16 protein-coding genes are annotated in these 17,214 nt (G+C 67.6%); 6 read left to right on the top strand and 10 right to left on the bottom strand.

The genetic code is table 11. The features are described 5' to 3' along the window. Positions 1–124: 124 nt before the first annotated feature. The gene (hemC, locus tag MKK51_RS26405; RefSeq protein WP_243982748.1) at positions 125–1,048 is read right to left on the bottom strand and encodes a hydroxymethylbilane synthase; all 924 of its coding nucleotides are present in this window, start codon (positions 1,046–1,048) and stop codon (positions 125–127) included. 711 nt (positions 1,049–1,759) lie between these two features. Between hemC and MKK51_RS26400 the strand changes: the two genes are divergently transcribed. Further along, positions 1,760–1,966, top strand: a complete 207-nt coding sequence (locus MKK51_RS26400; RefSeq protein WP_243982746.1) for a hypothetical protein — start codon at positions 1,760–1,762, stop codon at positions 1,964–1,966. Between the two features lie 194 nt (positions 1,967–2,160). Here the strand turns inward: MKK51_RS26400 and MKK51_RS26395 are convergent, their stop codons facing one another. Both MKK51_RS26395 and MKK51_RS26390 read right to left on the bottom strand, forming a co-directional pair. Then, positions 2,161–2,460, bottom strand: a complete 300-nt coding sequence (locus MKK51_RS26395) for an antibiotic biosynthesis monooxygenase family protein (RefSeq protein WP_243982743.1) — start codon at positions 2,458–2,460, stop codon at positions 2,161–2,163. A gap of 35 nt (positions 2,461–2,495) precedes the next feature. Further along, positions 2,496–3,362: a Kdo hydroxylase family protein gene (locus MKK51_RS26390; RefSeq protein ID WP_243982735.1), complete on the bottom strand. Its 867-nt coding sequence runs from the start codon at positions 3,360–3,362 to the stop codon at positions 2,496–2,498. A gap of 325 nt (positions 3,363–3,687) precedes the next feature. Between MKK51_RS26390 and MKK51_RS26385 the strand changes: the two genes are divergently transcribed. Continuing rightward, positions 3,688–4,131 (top strand): RNA polymerase subunit sigma-70, encoded by a 444-nt coding sequence (locus tag MKK51_RS26385; protein ID WP_243982842.1) that lies wholly within the window; start codon positions 3,688–3,690, stop codon positions 4,129–4,131. A 452-nt stretch (positions 4,132–4,583) separates the two neighbouring features. Here MKK51_RS26385 and MKK51_RS26375 read toward each other — a convergent pair whose 3' ends face one another. After that, on the bottom strand, positions 4,584–5,057 hold the full coding sequence (locus tag MKK51_RS26375) for an Hsp20 family protein (protein ID WP_243982733.1): 474 nt from the start codon (positions 5,055–5,057) through the stop codon (positions 4,584–4,586). 178 nt (positions 5,058–5,235) lie between these two features. Here MKK51_RS26375 and MKK51_RS26370 point away from each other — a divergent pair, with 178 nt between their 5' ends. After that, positions 5,236–6,240, top strand: a complete 1,005-nt coding sequence (locus tag MKK51_RS26370; RefSeq protein WP_243982732.1) for an alpha/beta fold hydrolase — start codon at positions 5,236–5,238, stop codon at positions 6,238–6,240. Positions 6,241–6,328: 88 nt separating this feature from the next. On the opposite strand, the gene hisN is transcribed toward MKK51_RS26370, so the two are convergent. From hisN to MKK51_RS26355, 3 genes are all read right to left on the bottom strand, one after another. Next, positions 6,329–7,117, bottom strand: a complete 789-nt coding sequence (hisN, locus tag MKK51_RS26365; protein ID WP_243982730.1) for a histidinol-phosphatase — start codon at positions 7,115–7,117, stop codon at positions 6,329–6,331. A 156-nt stretch (positions 7,118–7,273) separates the two neighbouring features. Next, on the bottom strand, positions 7,274–9,208 hold the full coding sequence (locus MKK51_RS26360) for an AI-2E family transporter (protein WP_243982840.1): 1,935 nt from the start codon (positions 9,206–9,208) through the stop codon (positions 7,274–7,276). 230 nt (positions 9,209–9,438) lie between these two features. After that, positions 9,439–10,200 (bottom strand): LamB/YcsF family protein, encoded by a 762-nt coding sequence (locus MKK51_RS26355; RefSeq protein WP_243982719.1) that lies wholly within the window; start codon positions 10,198–10,200, stop codon positions 9,439–9,441. A 373-nt stretch (positions 10,201–10,573) separates the two neighbouring features. Between MKK51_RS26355 and MKK51_RS26350 the strand changes: the two genes are divergently transcribed. Continuing rightward, on the top strand, positions 10,574–11,698 hold the full coding sequence (locus MKK51_RS26350) for a methyl-accepting chemotaxis protein (protein WP_243982717.1): 1,125 nt from the start codon (positions 10,574–10,576) through the stop codon (positions 11,696–11,698). 37 nt (positions 11,699–11,735) lie between these two features. Here MKK51_RS26350 and MKK51_RS26345 read toward each other — a convergent pair whose 3' ends face one another. Then, positions 11,736–11,981, bottom strand: a complete 246-nt coding sequence (locus MKK51_RS26345) for a helix-turn-helix domain-containing protein (protein ID WP_243982709.1) — start codon at positions 11,979–11,981, stop codon at positions 11,736–11,738. A 974-nt stretch (positions 11,982–12,955) separates the two neighbouring features. Here MKK51_RS26345 and MKK51_RS26340 point away from each other — a divergent pair. Next, positions 12,956–14,566 carry a TROVE domain-containing protein gene (locus MKK51_RS26340; RefSeq protein WP_243982708.1) on the top strand — a complete coding sequence of 537 codons (1,611 nt, stop codon included), beginning with the start codon at positions 12,956–12,958 and terminating at the stop codon, positions 14,564–14,566. A 46-nt stretch (positions 14,567–14,612) separates the two neighbouring features. Here the strand turns inward: MKK51_RS26340 and MKK51_RS26335 are convergent, their stop codons facing one another. Together MKK51_RS26335 and MKK51_RS26330 are read right to left on the bottom strand one after the other, a co-directional pair. Further along, a complete protein-coding gene (locus tag MKK51_RS26335; RefSeq protein ID WP_243982706.1) occupies positions 14,613–15,905 on the bottom strand; it encodes a nicotinate phosphoribosyltransferase in 1,293 nt (430 codons plus the stop codon). 304 nt (positions 15,906–16,209) lie between these two features. After that, the gene (locus MKK51_RS26330) at positions 16,210–16,713 is read right to left on the bottom strand and encodes a pyridoxamine 5'-phosphate oxidase family protein (RefSeq protein ID WP_243982705.1); all 504 of its coding nucleotides are present in this window, start codon (positions 16,711–16,713) and stop codon (positions 16,210–16,212) included. A gap of 130 nt (positions 16,714–16,843) precedes the next feature. Between MKK51_RS26330 and MKK51_RS26325 the strand changes: the two genes are divergently transcribed. Then, positions 16,844–17,161, top strand: coding sequence for a hypothetical protein (locus MKK51_RS26325; protein WP_243982703.1), 318 nt, complete (start codon positions 16,844–16,846; stop codon positions 17,159–17,161). The last annotated feature ends 53 nt before the right edge of the window (positions 17,162–17,214 follow it).

The raw sequence follows: 17,214 nt of genomic DNA, 5'->3' as shown, positions 1-17,214 counted from the left end.
AGTGTATGAGACTATACACTGACCGTAGCCGATCGGCGATTAACCGTTCCTCTCCTGTCCGCAAGGCGCGACGACGCCGCGCCTAACCGGAGCCGGCGCTGCTGCCATTGGTTTGGGAGCCCGGCTATTGCAGATGCTTGGCGTAGGTGTCCCCGGCCGCGCGTTTCAGTTCGGCGCCGGCATCCTGTCCGATCCGGGCTGCATCCGATACCACGCCCGAACGGTGGACCGCCCAATGGGAACTGCCGTCGGGCAGGAACAACAGGCCGTCGAGGGTCAGCACCTCGCCGTCGATCCGTGCCAGGGCCGCGATCGGGGTACGGCACGACCCATCGAGTTCCGCAAGGAGCCCGCGTTCGGCGTCGAGTTCGGCCGAGGCCGTCGGAGATTGCAGCGGGGCGAGCAAGGCTCGAACGTCTGAATCCGCCTCCCGGCATTCGATACCGAGCGCACCTTGCGCCACGGCGGGAAGCATCTCGTCCACGGACAGGACGCTCCGTGCCATGCCGGCCATACCAAGACGTTCGAGGCCACAAAGGGCCAGAAGCGTCGCCTCGCAGGTGCCCTCCTGAAGCTTGCGCATCCGCGTATTGGCGTTCCCGCGCATCGGGACGATGCGCAGATCTGGCCGCCGCATGAGAACCTGAGCGGCGCGACGCAGGGAGGAGGTGCCCACGCGGGCACCTGGCGCAAGGCCGGCAAAGCCGTCCGCCTGAGCGGAGAGGAAGGCATCACGCGGATCGTCACGTTCCAGAATGCAAGCGATGACCAGCCCCTCGGGCAGCCAGGTCTCGACATCCTTCATCGAATGCACGGCCACATCGACCACGTCGGCGAAAAGGGCCTGTTCGAGCTCCTTCGTGAAGAGCCCCTTGCCGCCAATCTCCGAGAGCGGCCGGTCGAGGATGCGGTCGGCCACCGTATTGACGACCACCAACTCCGTTTCCAACTCCGGATTGGCCGCCACGATCTTGTCGCGGACCATTCCCGTCTGCGCGAGAGCCATGGGGCTGCCGCGGGTGCCAATGCGGAGGGGGCGCTGGATCATGGGCAATGGCCGCCTTTGCAAGGACGCTTCGGACAAAGCCGCCTCTATCGAGGACGGTTTCCTTCAGTAAGCAGTCGGCGGCCGGCTGTCACCGTGGCGAAGGCTTCGCGCGACGTGCCTGCCTAGGAGCGAAAGGACTCAATTCACCCACCCGCGATCATCGAATCCTTACGAAGGAGGGACGAATGTCGCGTGACCTCTGGTTGAGACGAGAAAGATGGCTCAGAGCAAGCTCGAACGGTTCCGAGACTCGCATTTCCCCCCGGATGACGACGAAGCCTTTCACCGGTCGTCCGAGCGGAGCGTGCTGTCGGGTGGAATCACTCCGGTCCGTTCTGGAAAGCCTCCACGTGACGGGCGGCGTAGCGTTCTGGGTCGTGCCTATTTCGGTCTCAAGCTCATCGGGACACTCGGGCCACTGGCCTTCCTGCTTCTATCGGCCGTCGCCGAATGCGGACCTAGCTCCTCATCGTTGCTACCGGACGTCTTAAAAGCGAGTGCCTGCGCACGGCGCGACCTCACCCGCCACGTCTGGTCCATCGAGAATACGCTCAAGACCGTGTCGGACCGTCTGCACTGAGGCCGTCCGGTCCCAATGAGATGTCCGTGACGAGGGTTACCATGAGCCGAACCTTCCAGCCGGTAGCGCCGTTTCGAGCGGGATCACGCGGGGGCTCGATTGTGCCATCCCAGGAGAAAAGCCGGGGAGTGATGCAATCAGCTTCGCTCGTCGTTTTCCTGCTGCGCTCCAGATCTACCGGGATCACTTCGCGCGGCGGAGGGGCGACCGCATCGCGGTACGCCGATCAGAGCCATCCCAGAGAGGCCATCGGCGATATCGGGACGGCGCTTGAGGACGCCAAGGCGCACCGTCCGCGCCAATGCTGGGTGCCGGGGCTGCTGCGGATGTCAGCCTGATCCTCCTGGCCATCCCCTCTCATGGTGATGGTGCCATCGGTCCCGGCGTCTCGCCACATTGAGACGAATGTCGGCTTCTACGCTAGCCAAGTCCTTTCGGACCTGCGCCCGCGATGGCATCGCGGAGCGCTGGGCGCGCCTCGATCGCCGCTTCAAGATGCTGGTCCGCCATCCGGCCCCGACCGTTCCCGCCGTCAGAACGCCTGAAGGGTCAGCTCTGTATGTTCGACACTCGGCGGGCCCTCGAAGAAGGGAGAGACCATAGCGCGATAATCCTTCCAGGCCTGCGAGCCGGTGAAGAGTTCGGTATGGTCGGCAAGCGTTTCCCACTCGATTAGCAGCCGGTAGCGCTGAGGCTTCTCCAGGGAACGGCGCACGGTGAAGCTCCTGCAGCCCTTGGCAATCTTGAAGATCTCAGATGCCTTGGCGATGTTTGCTTCGAAATCAGCCTCCGTCCCGGCTTTGATGTCGATCTGTGCAATTTCGAGGATCATGGCGTGGTCCAAACCCATCTCAGTGGCATGAGGTTTCAGCGCAGCTTGCGCCCGAGCTTCCGGGCGAGGATCCGCTGCGGGCTGCGCTCCGGATCCGCCTGACTCGTCACCGGAAGGTAGGCGGTCTGTTCCAGCATGTAGCGACCACCCATGGCGCCGTGCATCACAAGGTCGGAGAACGTCACCCAGGTCTGGCCCGGTGCGAATTGCACGTCGGCCTGGGGGCCGCTCTGCTGGTACTCCATGTCCTGCTTCAGCGCATCGTGGAGATGCAGCATCAGGTGGTCGTATTCGGAGCGGCGCGCCTTGGTGATCCGGAGGGCCGCCAGCAGCCGTGCCGACAGGGGCGAGTAGCCGGGCAGACGCGGCAGGAATTTTTCGGCCATCGAGCCGAAATCCTCGCCCACCCGCCACAGGCGCGGTTGGCCGCTCGGATTGATGTTGCGGAAGATGCGCAGGATGCGCTTCTCGCCGATCGGGTTCGACGGAAAGGCGTCCACGTGCAGGCGTGTATCGTCCCGGCGCCAACTGAGCTTGCGCTGGTCCACCTCGAACGGGCGGTAGGAGGTGCCGGCCAGCGTGACCTTGCCGGTATAGGCGGGCAGGTGTCGCTCGATCAGCCCCTGGGCGAAAGCCTTGTATCGAATGAGAAGCTGGCGCAGCGCCTCCTGCTCCTCCGGCGTCCCAGCGGCGCCTCTCAGAGCCGCGTCCTTGCCGCGGATGTTGACGTTCTTGGCCTTGCCGTCGGCAAAGGGTCGTTCGACGAAGCGTTTCTCGAAGTCGCTGATGGGGAAGTCTTCGTCGTGGAAGACCAGGACCGAGCCGCCTTCCAACGCTTCGACAAGGGAGGGAGCGCCGGGCGCTGATCCGTCGCGGGCGACGGAAAGGATCGGGCTGATCATTGGGGAAGCGTCCTCGAAAGCCGCGTGTGCCGCGCGGTTTAGCCGAAGCCAGAGGTTTCCGCCACGGGCAGGCCGCCAAGGGAAACAGCAAGGTCGAGCACCGTCACCGGCGACCACGAACATGGGAACATCGGCACTATCACGCGCGATCTGCGCTGCAATAGCGGTGGACGAAGTCTTCGCCCGGTTGTCATCGTTCCGGCATCGGCTCAACCATGATGAATCGACCGATGGCATTCGTCGCAACCTTGGCGCATGTCCGACCGTTCTCTCGGTTGCGGGCAGGTCCACAGGTCTGGCCGCGACGGCAACGAGGAAGCCGACGATGGCGACATTGAAGGAATTCGAGGAGGCCCTGCGCGAGCAGGGCATGAACATGGCGCTGGCCCTGCTCCAACGTTTGCGCGAACGCGACCGGGCGACCCGCACGATCAAGCCTGCTCGACGCCTCACGGGCCAGAAGATGACACCGGATCTGGCGCGGGCGATCCTCGACCTTCATGCCTCCACGGGAATGACCCAGCAGGAGATCGCCTTCAAGGTCGGCGTGAACCAGGGGCGGGTCAACGAGGTCATCAAGCGCGGCAAATGGCTGAGCGACGATCCGAGTGCACCGGAAGCGGTGGCCCGCGACAAAGCAAAAGCCCGGATGCGCGGCGAGCCGAAACAGCACCGTCCCGCACCAAAACCTCCGGTCCGCAAGGAGCGCTCGGTCGCCGCGCGCCGCAGGCAGAGCCCACAGGGGCAACTCGTATTCGGCGACCTCTGAATCGCGCCTGAAACTCGGCGGATCCGCACGGAGTTACTCTGATCGAACCGTGTCTTCATGCGGCCAAGGGCGGGGGACTTCCGGCGGTGGTCAGGATATTCAATTTCGGCGGCGTCATGTGTGCCGTCCTCGGCATCAGTTGGCCCGCAATGGCGCAGCGGGCATCCACCCTCGACATGACGTGCCCCGAGGCACGAACTGTCGTATCGCGGAACCGTGGCATCGTCCTCGGTACGGGTGGAGCGACCTATGACCGCTTCGTACGTGACCGGGGCGCTTGCGAGGTGACCGAGATCACAATCCCCGCCTACGCACCCACGCGCGATACATCGGATTGCTTCATCGGCTACCGATGCCAGGAGCCCGGCCGGGGCGATCGGTTCGACGGATTCTGATTGCGTGAAGGCGCCCCAACCTCGCGGCCGGGGCGCCCGTCATCGAAGGACCGGCGATTACGCCGCCGCTTGCACCTGACCTTCGATCACCGGTGCCTTCGTGCCGGCGGACGTGGCGATCTGGATCTGGCGGGGCTTCTTCGCCTCCGGAATCTCACGGACGAGATCGATATGGAGCAGGCCGTTTTCCAGGGCCGCTCCCGTCACCTGGACGTAATCGGCAAGCTGGAACCGGCGTTCGAAACCACGGGCGGCGATACCCTGATGCAGGACCTCGGCCTTCCGGCTGGTATCGGGACTACGCTCGCCCTTGAGCGTGAGCGCGTTTTCCTTCACCTCGATGGTGAGGTCAGATTCGGTGAACCCAGCCACCGCGACGGTGATGCGGTAGGCGTTCTCACCTGTGCGCTCGATATTGTAGGGCGGATAGGTCGGGACCGCATCCGCGCTCACGAACTGATCGAGGGCCGAAAAGAGACGGTCGAAGCCGACGGTAGAGCGATAGAGGGGAGCAAGATCGAACTGGCGCATGACATATTCTCCGTAGGAAGCAACATGTAACGTATCGTCCGCCCGAGGGGCCGGACCGTTGCGCCGCCGTATCGGCCGGCGCTCCTCCAATATCGGAGGCGCGTCGGAGGGCTTCAAGAGTTTGGATACCCCGTCGCATGCAAATTTTGTCGTCGCATCTCTTGTCCGGACCCTACACATGCTGACCCTTGCTTCCACGCCCGGAAATCCGGTCCCTCCGGGGGGAACGCTGGTCGTTGTCCATGCTGATGACGGGATTCGGCTGAGGGCCGCCCATTGGCGCCCGACGACCCGGTTGGCAAAGGGGACGGTGTGCCTGTTGCAGGGCCGGGCCGAGTTCATCGAGAAGTACTACGAGACCATCACCGAGCTGCGCCGCCGCGGGTTCGCCATCGTTGCGTTCGACTGGCGGGGCCAGGGGGAATCGCAGCGACAGGTCTCCGACGCGCATCGCGGCCACGTGGCGCGGTTCGACGATTATCGCCGCGATCTCAGGGCAATCGAGGATGCGATCCTGCGGCCGCTGATGCCGCATCCACACATGTGCCTCGCCCATTCCATGGGGGGTGCCGTGGCCCTGACCGGGGCGATGGATGGGTGGCTGCCCTTCGCCCGCCTCGTCACCGTGGCGCCTATGCTGTCGATCCGGATGATCCGTTTTCCGGTGGCGTCCTTCTTCCTCGCCCGTGTGCTGCACGCGTTGGGTCTCGGGCGCAGTTACATCCCGTTCGGCAAGCCGGCTTCCTTGGCGACGAAACCGTTCGCTGGAAACCGCCTCTCGGGCGATCCCGCCCGCTATGAACGCAATGCCCAGGCGGCCCGCGCCGTCGGCGCAAGCGCCGTGGGGGATCCGAGCGTGGCCTGGATCGTCGGCGCGTTCCGGGCGATGGCAAAGCTCGCCGATCCGCGAAAGGCCGCCTCGATCCGTATTCCGACCCTCGTCATCGGTGCCGGCGCCGATCCTGTGTGCGACACCGCGATCACGGAACGGTTCGTCGGCCGCCTCTCCTCCGGATTCCTCCTCGTCCTGCCCGATGCCCGTCACGAGATCCTTTCGGAACGCGATGCCATCCGAGACGATTTCTGGGCGGCTTTCGATGCTTTCGTGCCGGGGACGGTGGTGTCGGACAGGGCTGAACATGCCGAAACGGGGCGGGCCGTCGCCGCCGCGATGACGCCGTGAGACAAGCGTCGGCCTGACCGGACAAGGCCATCGCCTCACCTCGACCGGAGGAGAATTACAGGGCCTAAAAATTTGAAAAATCAGGGCTTTACGGGTTGAGGTGGCGCAAGGCGGCGGCGTGCAGCCGTACATCTCCGGCGGCGACGATGCGACCGCCCTTCACGGCGGGGCTGCCGTCCCAGGCGGTGATGACGCCGCCGGCTCCCTCGATGATCGGGATCAGAGCAACGATGTCATGGGCCTTCAGGCCGGCCTCGACCACGAGATCGATCTGACCGGCCGCGAGCATGCAATAGGCGTAGCAATCGGTCCCGTAGCGCGACATGCGCACGGCGCCCTCGATGCTCCGGAAGCGATCCTGCTCGTCGCCCGGCGCGAACAGGCGCGGATCCGTGGTGGCGAGCAGCGCATCGGCGAGGCGCTCGCAGCGGCGGGTCATGAGTTTGCGCGGGCCTCGGATGCCCTGGAACGTCGCACTCGCCCCATCTCCGACGAAGCGTTCGCCGAGATAGGGCTGATTCATCAGGCCGCGTACCGGTACGCCGTCATGGAGCAGGCCGATCAGGGTTCCCCAGGTGGGAAGGCCGGTGATGAAGGCGCGGGTGCCGTCGATCGGATCGAGCACCCAGACGCATTCGGCATCCGCATGGTCGGAGCCGAACTCCTCCCCGACGATGCCGTGGGTGGGAAACGTGCTCCGGATCCGGCCGCGCAGGATCGTCTCCGCGGCCCGGTCTGCCTCCGTGACGGGGTCGAAGGCGCCCGTCCCCCTGCCCTTGTCGTCCATGCCGAACGAGGCCCGGAAGAAGGGCAGGATGGCCTGGCCCGACTCGGTGGCGAGGTCTTCCATGAACCGTGCGAGATCGACGACGCTCATCGAAAGCCTCCCTGTGGAACCGCCCCGCAACCGAAGCGGTGACGGGCGCGCCGCGTCAAGCCCGGACCGCCACGACCCGCCCCGAAACACCGCCATCGCACCGGCGTAACCAGCGCCATTGGACGGCTCTTCGACCCCCGACGGCCCCCTGCGCAATCACGATGCGATGGCGGTCGCGAGGGGTGCCGATGGCGGCGTCTCGGGCAAAGTTTCGGGTGCGGAAGGCTCCGTTTTCGCGGCCGGGGCCGTGGTGCCGGCCCGGGCGAGGACGGCCTGCAACGCGGCGTCGAGGGACGACACATGGACGTCGCCGCCGATCTGCGTCCGCAGGCCCTCGTCGTTGAGAACTTCGTGATCGGCCTGCCAGAGGCCGACGACGATGGGCAGGTCCGGCATGCGCCGCTTCAGCCGTCCGACGAGGCGGCGCAGATGCGTCGGCTCCCCGTTGATGGCGAGGGACACGATGCAGGTCATCCGGGCCGAGCCGGGATCGAACCCGTCGATCTGGACCCGCGCCACCTCGGAGAAGGGAACGATCCGCGTGCCGATGCCGCGCCTGTTAAGGAGCTGGGCCAGGATCGTGCAGGCGGATTCGTCGACGAAGCTGCGCCCCGTCACGCACAGGACCGCACCGTCCTGCTTCCAGCTTTCGGGAATCTCGGCCGGAGCGGCGAAATCGTCGTCGGGCACCTCGACCTCCCGGCGGTCGAGGCCGGCGATGAGGACGGCGACCGTATCCCGGATGTCGGTCTTCTGCTCGGGCGTGAGCACTCCGCGGGCCGCGTCGCGGGCGGCGAGTTCGAGACCCTTCAGCACCACGTCGTCGTAATAGGAGGAGAGCGAGCACTCCTTGAGGATCAGCTCGGCATGCTCCTCCGCCTCCTCCGGGTCGTCGGCGAGGATGCGCTGGTAGAAATTCTCCACCGGGGTCAGGGCCGGCCGGTCGCCGAACAGCACGTCGAGGAATTCGAGCTTGTCCACGTGCCGCCCCAGCACGACGAGGCAGACGGTGAGCGGCGTCGACAGCAGCAGGCCGACCGGTCCCCACAGCCAGGTCCAGAACAGGGCCGAGACCAGCACCGCGAAGGGCGACATGCCGGTGGACTGTCCGTAGAGCATCGGCTCGATGACATGCCCGGTGAGGGGTTCGAGGATCAGGAACACCGCGAGCGTCGCGATGACCATCGTCCAGCCGGGATCGACCGCCGCCGCGAGCGCCAGGGGGAACAGGGCCGCCACGGCCGCGCCGATATAGGGAACGAACCGCATCAGCGCCGAGAAGATGCCCCAGAGGGCCGGGTTGGGCACGCCGATGACGGAGAGGCAGATGCCGATCACGACGCCGAAGGCGGCGTTGAGGGCGAGCTGGACCAGGAAGTAGCGGCTCAGCCGCCGCGCGGCGTCGTCCATCGCCACCGTGGTCCGGTGGAGGTCGCTCGATCCCACGAGGCGGATCATGCGGTCGCGCAGGTCCTCCCGCTGCATCAGCAGGAACAGCAGCACGATGAAGACGATGCCGGTGGTGGCTAGGGGATGCAGGATCGGCGACAGGATGGTGTTGGCCAGCGCCAGCGGATCCGGCGCCCGCTCCTTCATCTCGACGACGACCGGCTTCTCGGGCGGCGGAGGGTTGGGTTTCCCGGCTTCCGGTTTGGGAGCCTCGGGCTTCGCGCTCTCCTCGCCGCCCTGGTGCATGGTCCGGCCGATATTGGCGACGTAGTCGGCCAGCCGCCCGGCCGGGCTGTCGCGAAGGCCCTCAACCTTCTGCTCGATGGTGGTGCGGTAGCGGGGCACGTCCTTGGCCAGATCCGCGAGCTGGACGCCGATGAGGGTGGCCAGGGCCGCCGCCACCCCGAGAGCCATGACGACGGAGGTGGCCACCGACAGGAAGCGACCGAAGCGCAGGCGCCGCAGCAGATGGACGATGGGTCCGAGGACGAAGGACAGCAGGACCGCGATGGCGATGGGGATGAGGACGTCGCGGCCGATATACAGGCCGGAGACGATCAGGGCGGTGACGATGAGCGGCGAGGCCAGGGAGGGCGGGATCGCTTCGGCCGGGGCGATGCGGGTCGCCCGGGGCGGCAGCATGGCGGTCCGGACCGATGTCGCCCGCGAAACGCCGCTCCTCGCGCTCGCATCGCCGGAGGCAGCCGGCTGCCGCGGGGCCTCGTCCGCCGGTTTCGGTGTCGCCATGTCAGGTCCGTCTCAACGCCACGCATGCGACCGCGCGACGGAAAGGCCGGCGCGGTTGTGGTGGGGAACGGAGTATCGGCGGGAAACGATCCCTGCTGCTTTCGTCGATTGCATTCATTTCGCAATCAGGCGCCGCTGAATGCGGCCAGGTCGAATCCCGCTTCTCCCAGCGCCAGCCGTACCGCCCGCGCCGTCTCCACCGCGCGCGGCGTGTCGCCATGGACGCAGATCGTGTCGATGGACACCGCGATCCGGCGGCCGGTCAGGGTGATCACCGCCCCCTCCTCCACCATGCGGCGGACCCGCGAAGCCGCCTCGGCCGAATCGTGGATCACGGCTCCGGGACGCGAACGCGCGCTGAGCTGCCCGTCCTCGTCATAGGCCCGGTCGGCATAGATCTCCCGCACCACGGCGATACCGGCCTCGAGCGCGGCGCGCTCTGCAGCGAGCCCTGGCATCACGACCAGGGGCAGGGTCCGGTCGACGGCGCGGACCGCCCGCGCGAGGGCGTTTGCCACCTCCGCATCGGCATTGGACAGGTTGGCCAGGGCTCCGTGCGCCTTCACATGGGTGACGCGATGATGGCCGAGGGCCGCGCAGGCCTGGAGCGCGCCGATCTGGTAGGCCACCCCCGCCTCGATCTCGGCCGCGCTCTCGGCGATGACCCGGCGGCCGAAGCCGCGCAGATCCTGGAAGCCCGGATGGGCGCCGATGGCCACGCCCCTCGCCTTGGCCGCCGAGGCGGTGGCGACCATGATCGCCGGATCGCCGCCATGGAAGCCGCAGGCGACATTGGCCGAGGTGACGAGATCGAGAAGGGCCGCGTCGTCACCGAGCGTATAGGGCCCGTAGCCTTCGCCGAGATCGGCGTTGAGATCGATGCGCATGGGTGTCGCCTCCATCCGCGATCTACCGCTTGCCGAGGCCGGCGTCACCGTGATCGCTCCGCGTCCAGCCCGGCGGCGTCGAGGTTACGCCCAAGAGACGGAGAGCGACGCCGGGCGACGCGTCCCTCGCCTGTCCGTTCCGTCTCTGCGCGGAGCGCCAAATCCGGTCACCGGACCAGGGGGACATGACGCATGAAGGCCGCTCCATTCTGCAATAAGATCGGGAATTTCAGTATAATCCGGCAGGTCCTCAATCGCCGGTGTGAAAACGAGCCGGTCTTGTTGTGATTCAGGTGCACAATGATGCAAATTTAGTGAAATCTTAGGCGTTTCACAGCATTCGATGATGGATCGTTCGGCGATCGGTAGACAGATGAGCGGGTTGGCTTTCGGACAGGGTGATCCGTCGGCGCGTCGCGAGGACGATCGTGACGCGACCAGTCTGCACGGCGTGGCGGCCGAAATCGCCGAGCTGAAGCGCATCTCATCGGACAAGAGCCGCCGCATCCAGAACATCACCGGGCAGGTGAAGATCCTGGCATTGAATGCCCTGATCGAGGCGGCGCGGGCCGGTGAGGCCGGACGGGGCTTCTCCGTGGTGGCGCAGGAGGTCCGCGCCATCGGCGCCGAGGTCGAGACGATCTCGCGGGCTCTCGAAGTCGAACTGTCGGACCGGATCGCCGCGGTCCAGTCCAAGGTCGAGACCCTCGCCGAGGGCTCGCGCAAGGACCGGCTGATCGACCTCGCCCTCAACGCCGTCGAACTGATTGACCGGAACCTCTACGAGCGGACCTGCGACGTGCGCTGGTGGGCGACCGATGCGACCCTGGTGGCCTGCGCCGCCGATCCGGCTCCGGACACGGTCGCCCACGCCGCCGAGCGCCTGGCCGTGATCCTCGGGGCCTACACCGTCTATCTCGACCTCTGGCTCTGCGGCATGGACGGACGGGTCATCGCCCATGGACGGCCGGAGCGCTACGGCGACGTCATCGGCCGCGACGTGTCCGACGAACCCTGGTTCAGGAAGGCGGCCGGCCTGCCGGACGGCGACGCCTACGTGGCCGCCGACGTGGCGTGTCAGCCGCGTCTGGGAGGCGCCCAGGTGGCCACCTACTGCGCCAGCGTCCGCGACGGCGGCAGGGGCCGGGCGCGGCCGATCGGCGTGCTGGCGGTCCATTTCGACTGGGAGCCCCAGGCCCGGTCCATCGTCGAGGGCGTGCGCGTGGCGCCTGAGGATCGGGACCGGACGCGGGTGCTGCTGGTCGACGCCCAGCGCCGCGTCCTCGCCGCGTCCGACCGGCGCGGCCTCCTCACCGAGATCCTGGCGTTCCAGCCGGGCGACCGCGCCAGCGGCGGCGATCGCGAGGCCGCGTCCGGCGCGCTGACCGCGTTCCATCGCACCCCCGGATACGAGACCTATGCCGGGCTCGGCTGGTACGGGGTCATCGTGGAGACCCCAATGAGCGCCTCGCCGTCGCCGAGGGGCTCCGCACCGTAGCCCTCGCCCAGATCGGCGTCGACATCGATGCGGCGGCTCATGCGGCCCGTGGCGGCTGCGCCCGCAGCATCACCCCGAACCCTTCGTCCGCGTCGCCGATGAAGCGGACGCCCTCCCCTTCCAGGGCGCACCGGATGGCGTCGAGGGTGCGGATGCGCGGGGCGACCTGATCGCTCTCGATCATGTTGAGGGTGACGACGGAGAGGGAGGCCCGCGCCGCGAGCGTCCCTTGCGTCCATTTCAGCAGCCCGCGCCCGGCGCGGATCTGTGCGGATGTGATCATGCTGCGGAGATGGACCGAACTGTAAGATTTTTCAAGTTTCGGCTTGACTGGACCGGAGCCCGACTCTAATCACCCCGCCATCGGCCTGCCGGGCCGGTGATCGAGGGTTATCGCACCCCTATCGACGTCCACGGTGGCGAGCCGTGGGGGCCTCGAAGCCCAGTCGTCCTCGTTCGTTCATGACCGGCAGACCAGATTGACTCACCGGCGCGGGCCGGCGGGGGCTCGGTTATCACCTGTCACGTGAAACGTCCCGAGCCCCGTTCGACACGTCCGCGTCCCTCGCCATTCGGTCCCCGCCACGGACGGAGCAACGCATGAAGAAAGTCGACCGCCAAGTCGCCGCGTTCGCCCGTCTAGGGGGCGAAAGCCGGCGACCGACCCGTCTTTGATCCGGCGCTCCGCGCGGGCCGCTGACGAACGGTTATCTTTGGGATGAAGGGCTCTTGAGCCCTGGGGTTCGACCCCCCGACGGCCTCGCGGCCGATCCGTTCGCCTCGACCATGTCCGCGCGGCCACAGGGCCGTGATCACCGAGATTTCCTCATCGCTAACGTTTCCGTCGCTTCCGCGCGGCGCGGGCCTGCCGGCTCGCGTCCGAGCGACCGCGCCGGAACCCGGCGGCCCATGCGGGCCGGGAGGGGACGGTTATCGGTAGAGCGCCGCGGGCCTTGCCCCGCGGAGGGTGCGGATTCGAGTTCCGCCGGGGCCGCCGCGGTCCCGAAGCTCATGGCACCGTCCCCCGAACACATGCCCGCATGGCCGACCCGGATCGGCGAGCGGATCACCCCATCGGCCGCGCGGGCCGAGACGGCAGGGTTATCGGATCTTTAGGTCGCGGGTTCGAACCCCGCCGGGCAGCGATGCCCGTAGCTCAGTCGGTAGAGCGAAAGACTATCCTGCCTCGGTCCCATGCCCGCGCGGCCCCAACGAACCACCGGGCACGAGGCCCCGTGGAGGAAGGAGCGAGCGAAGATGTCCTATGCCAAGCTGTTCTCGCTCCGGCGCAATCCGCAGTCGGAGCCCATTCCCCGCACCGTGCCGAACTCGGCCGGCGGCCATGCCTTCCCGGTGAGCGACTGGACGCGGCTCGACCGCTTCCTGGTGCTCGGCTCCGAGGGCGGCTCCTACTATGCCGGCCCCGTCGCCCTGACCCGCGACAATGCGCAGGCCGTGCTCCGCTGCCTCGCGCAAGACGGGCCGCGCGTGGTCGCCGCCATCGTGGCGGTGAGCGAGGCCGGCCGGGCTCCGAAGCAGGATCCGGCGATCTTCGCCCTGGCGCTCGCCGCCTCGGCGGAGGGCGAGCATGCCCTCGCCACCCGTCGGGCCGCCCTGGCCGCCCTTCCGCGGGTCTGCCGCACGGGGACGCATCTGTTCCAGTTCGCATCCGCCGTCGAGGCGATGCGCGGCTGGGGCCGCGGCCTGCGCCGCGCGGTGGCCGGCTGGTACCTCGCCCGCCCGGTGGAGGCGCTGGCCTACCAGGCGGTGAAGGTTCGGTCGCGCAACGGCTGGTCGCATCGCGACCTGCTGCGGCTCGCCCATCCGGAGACGGGCGAGCCGGATCGGGCCGCCCTGTTCGACTGGATCTGCCGAGGCACCCTCGCCGAGGCGGCGCCGGCCCTCGTCCACGCCTTCGCCTCGGTGCAGGCGCCGGGCGTCAACGGGGCTTCGGCCGCGGCGATGATCCGCTCGCACGGCCTGCCGTGGGAGGCGCTGCCGACCGAGCTGATGACGAGCCGGGCGGTGAACGAGGCGCTGATCGAGCGCATGCCGGTGGGAGCCCTCGTGCGTCAGCTCGGGCGGCTCACGGCTTTGGGTGTGCTCGCCCCCTTCTCGGAGGGGACCGAGCACGTCCGGGCGGTGCTGTCGGATCGGGAGCGCATCCTCAAGGCGCGCCTCCACCCGATGGCGCTGCTCCTGGCGCTCAAGACCTACGCCTCGGGGCGCGGCGAGCGCGGCCGGCTCTCCTGGGAGCCGGTGGCGGCCATCGTCGAGGCGCTGAACGCCGCGTTCTACACGGCGTTCGCCTCGGTGACGCCCTCGGGCAAGCGTCTCGTCCTGGCCCTCGACGTGTCGGGGTCCATGGCGACGGGCGGTGTCGCCGGCTCCTCCCTCACCCCACGTGAGGCGGCCGCCGCCATGGCGCTCGTCACCGCGGCCACCGAGGAGCACTGGCAGGTCGTCGGCTTCACGGCCGGACCCGGCCGGCGCTGGAACGAGGGTACGGCGCTGACCGCGCTGCCGATCGGGCCGTCGATGCGGCTCGACGCGGCGGTGGCGGCCACGGCCGACCTGCCCTTCGGCGGGACGGATTGCTCGCTGCCCATGCGCTGGGCCCTCGAGCGGAACGTCCGGGCCGACGCCTTCGTGGTCTACACGGACTCGGAGACGTGGGCGGGGCCGGTCCATCCGGTAGAGGCCCTGCGTGCGTACCGGCATAAGACCGGAATCGACGCGAAGCTCGTGGTCGTGGGGCTCGTCTCCAACGGCTTCAGCATCGCCGACCCGGAGGATGCCGGCATGCTCGACGTGGTGGGCTTCGACGCCGCCGCGCCGGCGCTGATCGCGGATTTCCTCCGCGCCTGACAGGGGAGACGGACGGCGCGCCGCCCGTCTCCCGAATGCCCGGGCATCACACGATGACCGGCATCTCCGCCATCCCGCCGGTGCCGAAGACGCGCTTGTAGCGGGCGATCTCGTCCGCCGGCCCGATGGCCTTCGACGGATTGTCGGAGATCTTCACGGTGGGGCGGCCGTTGGCGGCGATGACCTTGCAGACGATGGAGATCGGATCGAGCCCGTGATCGGGCACGAGGCCGCGAAAGTCGTTGGTGAGCAGGGTGCCCCAGCCGTAGCCGATGCGCATCCGCCCGTGGAAATGCGCGTGGATCGCCTCGATCGTCCCGATATCGAGCCCGTCCGAGAAGATCGCGAGTTTGTCGCGAGGGTCGCAGCCGCGCGACGCCCACCAGGCGATGGCCTCCTCGCCGCCCTCGATCGGGTCCTTCGAATCGATGCGGATGCCGGTCCAGGCGGTCATCCAGTCCGGCGCCCGGGCAAGGAACCCCGTGGTGCCGTAGGTGTCGGGCAGCATCACCAGCAGGTTGCCGGCGTAATCCTGCTGCCAGTCGCGCAGCACGTCGTAGGGCGCCTGGGCCAGGGCCGCGTCGTCCTCGGCCAGGGCGGAATAGACCATCGGCAGTTCGTGGGCGTTGGTGCCCACCGCCTCGACCTCGCGGCGCATGGCGATGAGGCAGTTCGACGTGCCGAGGAAGGCCTCGCCCAGGCCCTCGCGCATGGCCTCGACGCACCAATCCTGCCACAGGAAGCCGTGGCGGCGGCGGGTGCCGAAATCGGCGATGGAGAGGTCGGGCAGGGCCTTCAGGCGCTCGATCTTCTCCCAGACCCGGGTCATCGCCCGCGCATAGAGGACCTGCAACTCGAACTTGCCCAGCGCCCGCAGGATCCCGCGCGAGCGCAGCTCGTTCAGGATGGCGAGCGCCGGCACCTCCCACATGGTCGTCTCGATCCAGGGGCCGTGGAAGGTGAGGACGTATTGCCCGTCGCGCGCCTCGAGCTCGTAGTCCGGCAGCCGGAACCCTTCGAGCCAGTCCATGAAATCGGCCGAGAACATCTGGCGGTGGCCGTAGAAGGTGTTGCCGCGCAGCCAGGTCGATTCTCCCCGGCTCAGGCGGACGGTGCGGGCGTGATCGAGCTGTTCGCGCAGTTCGCCCACATCGACGAAATCGGCGATGCGCACCGAGCGGCTGCGGTTCTGGATGCCGAAGGTCACGTCGGCGTCGCGGTGGCGGCGAAAGATCGTCTGCGCCATCAGGAGCTTGTAGAAATCGGTATCGAGCAGCGACCGGAAGATCGGGTCGATCTTGAAATTGTGGTTGTAAACCCGCGTCGCGAGATCGAGCATGGTCGGGACGGATCCGGCGCGGGAACCGGGCGCCCGCTCGCCGGCAAAAGCGCATGGGCCGCGGGCGCGAGTCAATCGCGCACCTCGTGATCGGCGGGGACCGCAGGCCGCCCGGTTGGTTCGGACCCCCTCCTTATCGAAGTACGGCACGGTTCGTCACGGATCCCCTCCCCACAAGGGGGAGGAGAGGCCTGCGCATCTCACGACCTATGTGGGTTCGGCAGAGGGAGCCGTGCCGTGGACAAACCAAAAGGGCGGCCACCCGCTTCGGATGACCGCCCTCCTGTCCGACCCATCTATAAAATCAGGCGAGATCGACCTTCTTGGTCTCGGTCTTCGGCGATTCGCCGGTGAGCGCGGCCTTCACGTAGCCGAAGATGTGCAGGGCGGTGGCGTTGGGGCTGTCCCAATACTCGCCCTTCTCCGGATGGATGCGGATGAGCGCGACTTCCGGGTCGTCCTTGCCGTTGGGGAACCAGGTCTTCATGCTCTCGCTCCACTTGTCGTCGACGACGGCCTGGTCGGTGACGATCTCGGCCTTGCCGGCGATGGAGACGTAGGTCTGGCTCGACGGGTCGGAATAGGCGAGGTTGACCTGGTTGTCCTTGCCGATCTCGGCGGTCTTCGGAGAGTGCAGCTTGGTGAAGAACCAGATGTCGCCGTTCTCGTCGGTGTCCTGGCTCCACATCGGGCGGCTGTAGAGTTTCCCGTCCTGATCCGCCGTGGTCATCATCGCGACCTTGATGTCCTTGACGAGATCGAACAGCTTCTTCGCGCCCTCGTGGTCGCGGTGGTTGCCTTGATGCATGAAACGGGTCTCCTGAAGGTCTGTCGTTCGTCTCAGGGCGCGGCGCTCCCGGTCGCGGGCCGGCCCTGAAGGCTGCACTCACAACGGGCCACGGCCCGCTTGGTTCAGCACCGGAGGAAGAAGAGGAAGAATGTCTCTGCCCGTCCCGATCCGGGGAATCCCTGGCTTAATCATCTTCAAACTGCTCCTGGGCGCGGCCTGCGCCCTCCCCGTCCTCACCGCGCCGGTCGCGGCGCAGGTCCGCTTCGGCTCCGGCGTGCGGATCGGCGGTCACGACTTCTCCCATCGGCGCTACGGCAGCGTCCATGTGGAGCGGGTGAGGCGGCTCCCCGGGCCGCCCGGATGCCGGCACCTCCGGCACGGGACGTACCGGCGCGGCGACGGCTCGGTCGTGCGCGGGCCGATGGAGCAGTGCAACCTCATCGCCATCCCGCCGGGGCGGCGCTGAATCCACGCGTCTGGCGCATATTGGAGGGGTGAGACCGCAAGAGGTCTGGCGTT

Source organism: Methylobacterium sp. E-045 (assembly GCF_022829685.1).
Lineage (GTDB): Bacteria > Pseudomonadota > Alphaproteobacteria > Rhizobiales > Beijerinckiaceae > Methylobacterium.
The sequence above is the reverse complement of the archived record's forward strand: the minus strand, read 5'-3'. Positions and strand labels throughout refer to the sequence as shown.

What these genes read in the sequence shown, in the direction of transcription:
- hemC (WP_243982748.1), bottom strand. Translation starts at nt 1,048, where the DNA reads ATGATCCAGCGCCCCCTCCGCATTGGCACCCGCGGCAGCCCCATGGCT.
- MKK51_RS26400 (WP_243982746.1), top strand. Translation starts at nt 1,760, where the DNA reads ATGCAATCAGCTTCGCTCGTCGTTTTCCTGCTGCGCTCCAGATCTACC.
- MKK51_RS26395 (WP_243982743.1), bottom strand. Translation starts at nt 2,460, where the DNA reads ATGATCCTCGAAATTGCACAGATCGACATCAAAGCCGGGACGGAGGCT.
- MKK51_RS26390 (WP_243982735.1), bottom strand. Translation starts at nt 3,362, where the DNA reads ATGATCAGCCCGATCCTTTCCGTCGCCCGCGACGGATCAGCGCCCGGC.
- MKK51_RS26385 (WP_243982842.1), top strand. Translation starts at nt 3,688, where the DNA reads ATGGCGACATTGAAGGAATTCGAGGAGGCCCTGCGCGAGCAGGGCATG.
- MKK51_RS26375 (WP_243982733.1), bottom strand. Translation starts at nt 5,057, where the DNA reads ATGCGCCAGTTCGATCTTGCTCCCCTCTATCGCTCTACCGTCGGCTTC.
- MKK51_RS26370 (WP_243982732.1), top strand. Translation starts at nt 5,236, where the DNA reads ATGCTGACCCTTGCTTCCACGCCCGGAAATCCGGTCCCTCCGGGGGGA.
- hisN (WP_243982730.1), bottom strand. Translation starts at nt 7,117, where the DNA reads ATGAGCGTCGTCGATCTCGCACGGTTCATGGAAGACCTCGCCACCGAG.
- MKK51_RS26360 (WP_243982840.1), bottom strand. Translation starts at nt 9,208, where the DNA reads ATGCTGCCGCCCCGGGCGACCCGCATCGCCCCGGCCGAAGCGATCCCG.
- MKK51_RS26355 (WP_243982719.1), bottom strand. Translation starts at nt 10,200, where the DNA reads ATGCGCATCGATCTCAACGCCGATCTCGGCGAAGGCTACGGGCCCTAT.
- MKK51_RS26350 (WP_243982717.1), top strand. Translation starts at nt 10,574, where the DNA reads ATGAGCGGGTTGGCTTTCGGACAGGGTGATCCGTCGGCGCGTCGCGAG.
- MKK51_RS26345 (WP_243982709.1), bottom strand. Translation starts at nt 11,981, where the DNA reads ATGATCACATCCGCACAGATCCGCGCCGGGCGCGGGCTGCTGAAATGG.
- MKK51_RS26340 (WP_243982708.1), top strand. Translation starts at nt 12,956, where the DNA reads ATGTCCTATGCCAAGCTGTTCTCGCTCCGGCGCAATCCGCAGTCGGAG.
- MKK51_RS26335 (WP_243982706.1), bottom strand. Translation starts at nt 15,905, where the DNA reads ATGCTCGATCTCGCGACGCGGGTTTACAACCACAATTTCAAGATCGAC.
- MKK51_RS26330 (WP_243982705.1), bottom strand. Translation starts at nt 16,713, where the DNA reads ATGCATCAAGGCAACCACCGCGACCACGAGGGCGCGAAGAAGCTGTTC.
- MKK51_RS26325 (WP_243982703.1), top strand. Translation starts at nt 16,844, where the DNA reads ATGTCTCTGCCCGTCCCGATCCGGGGAATCCCTGGCTTAATCATCTTC.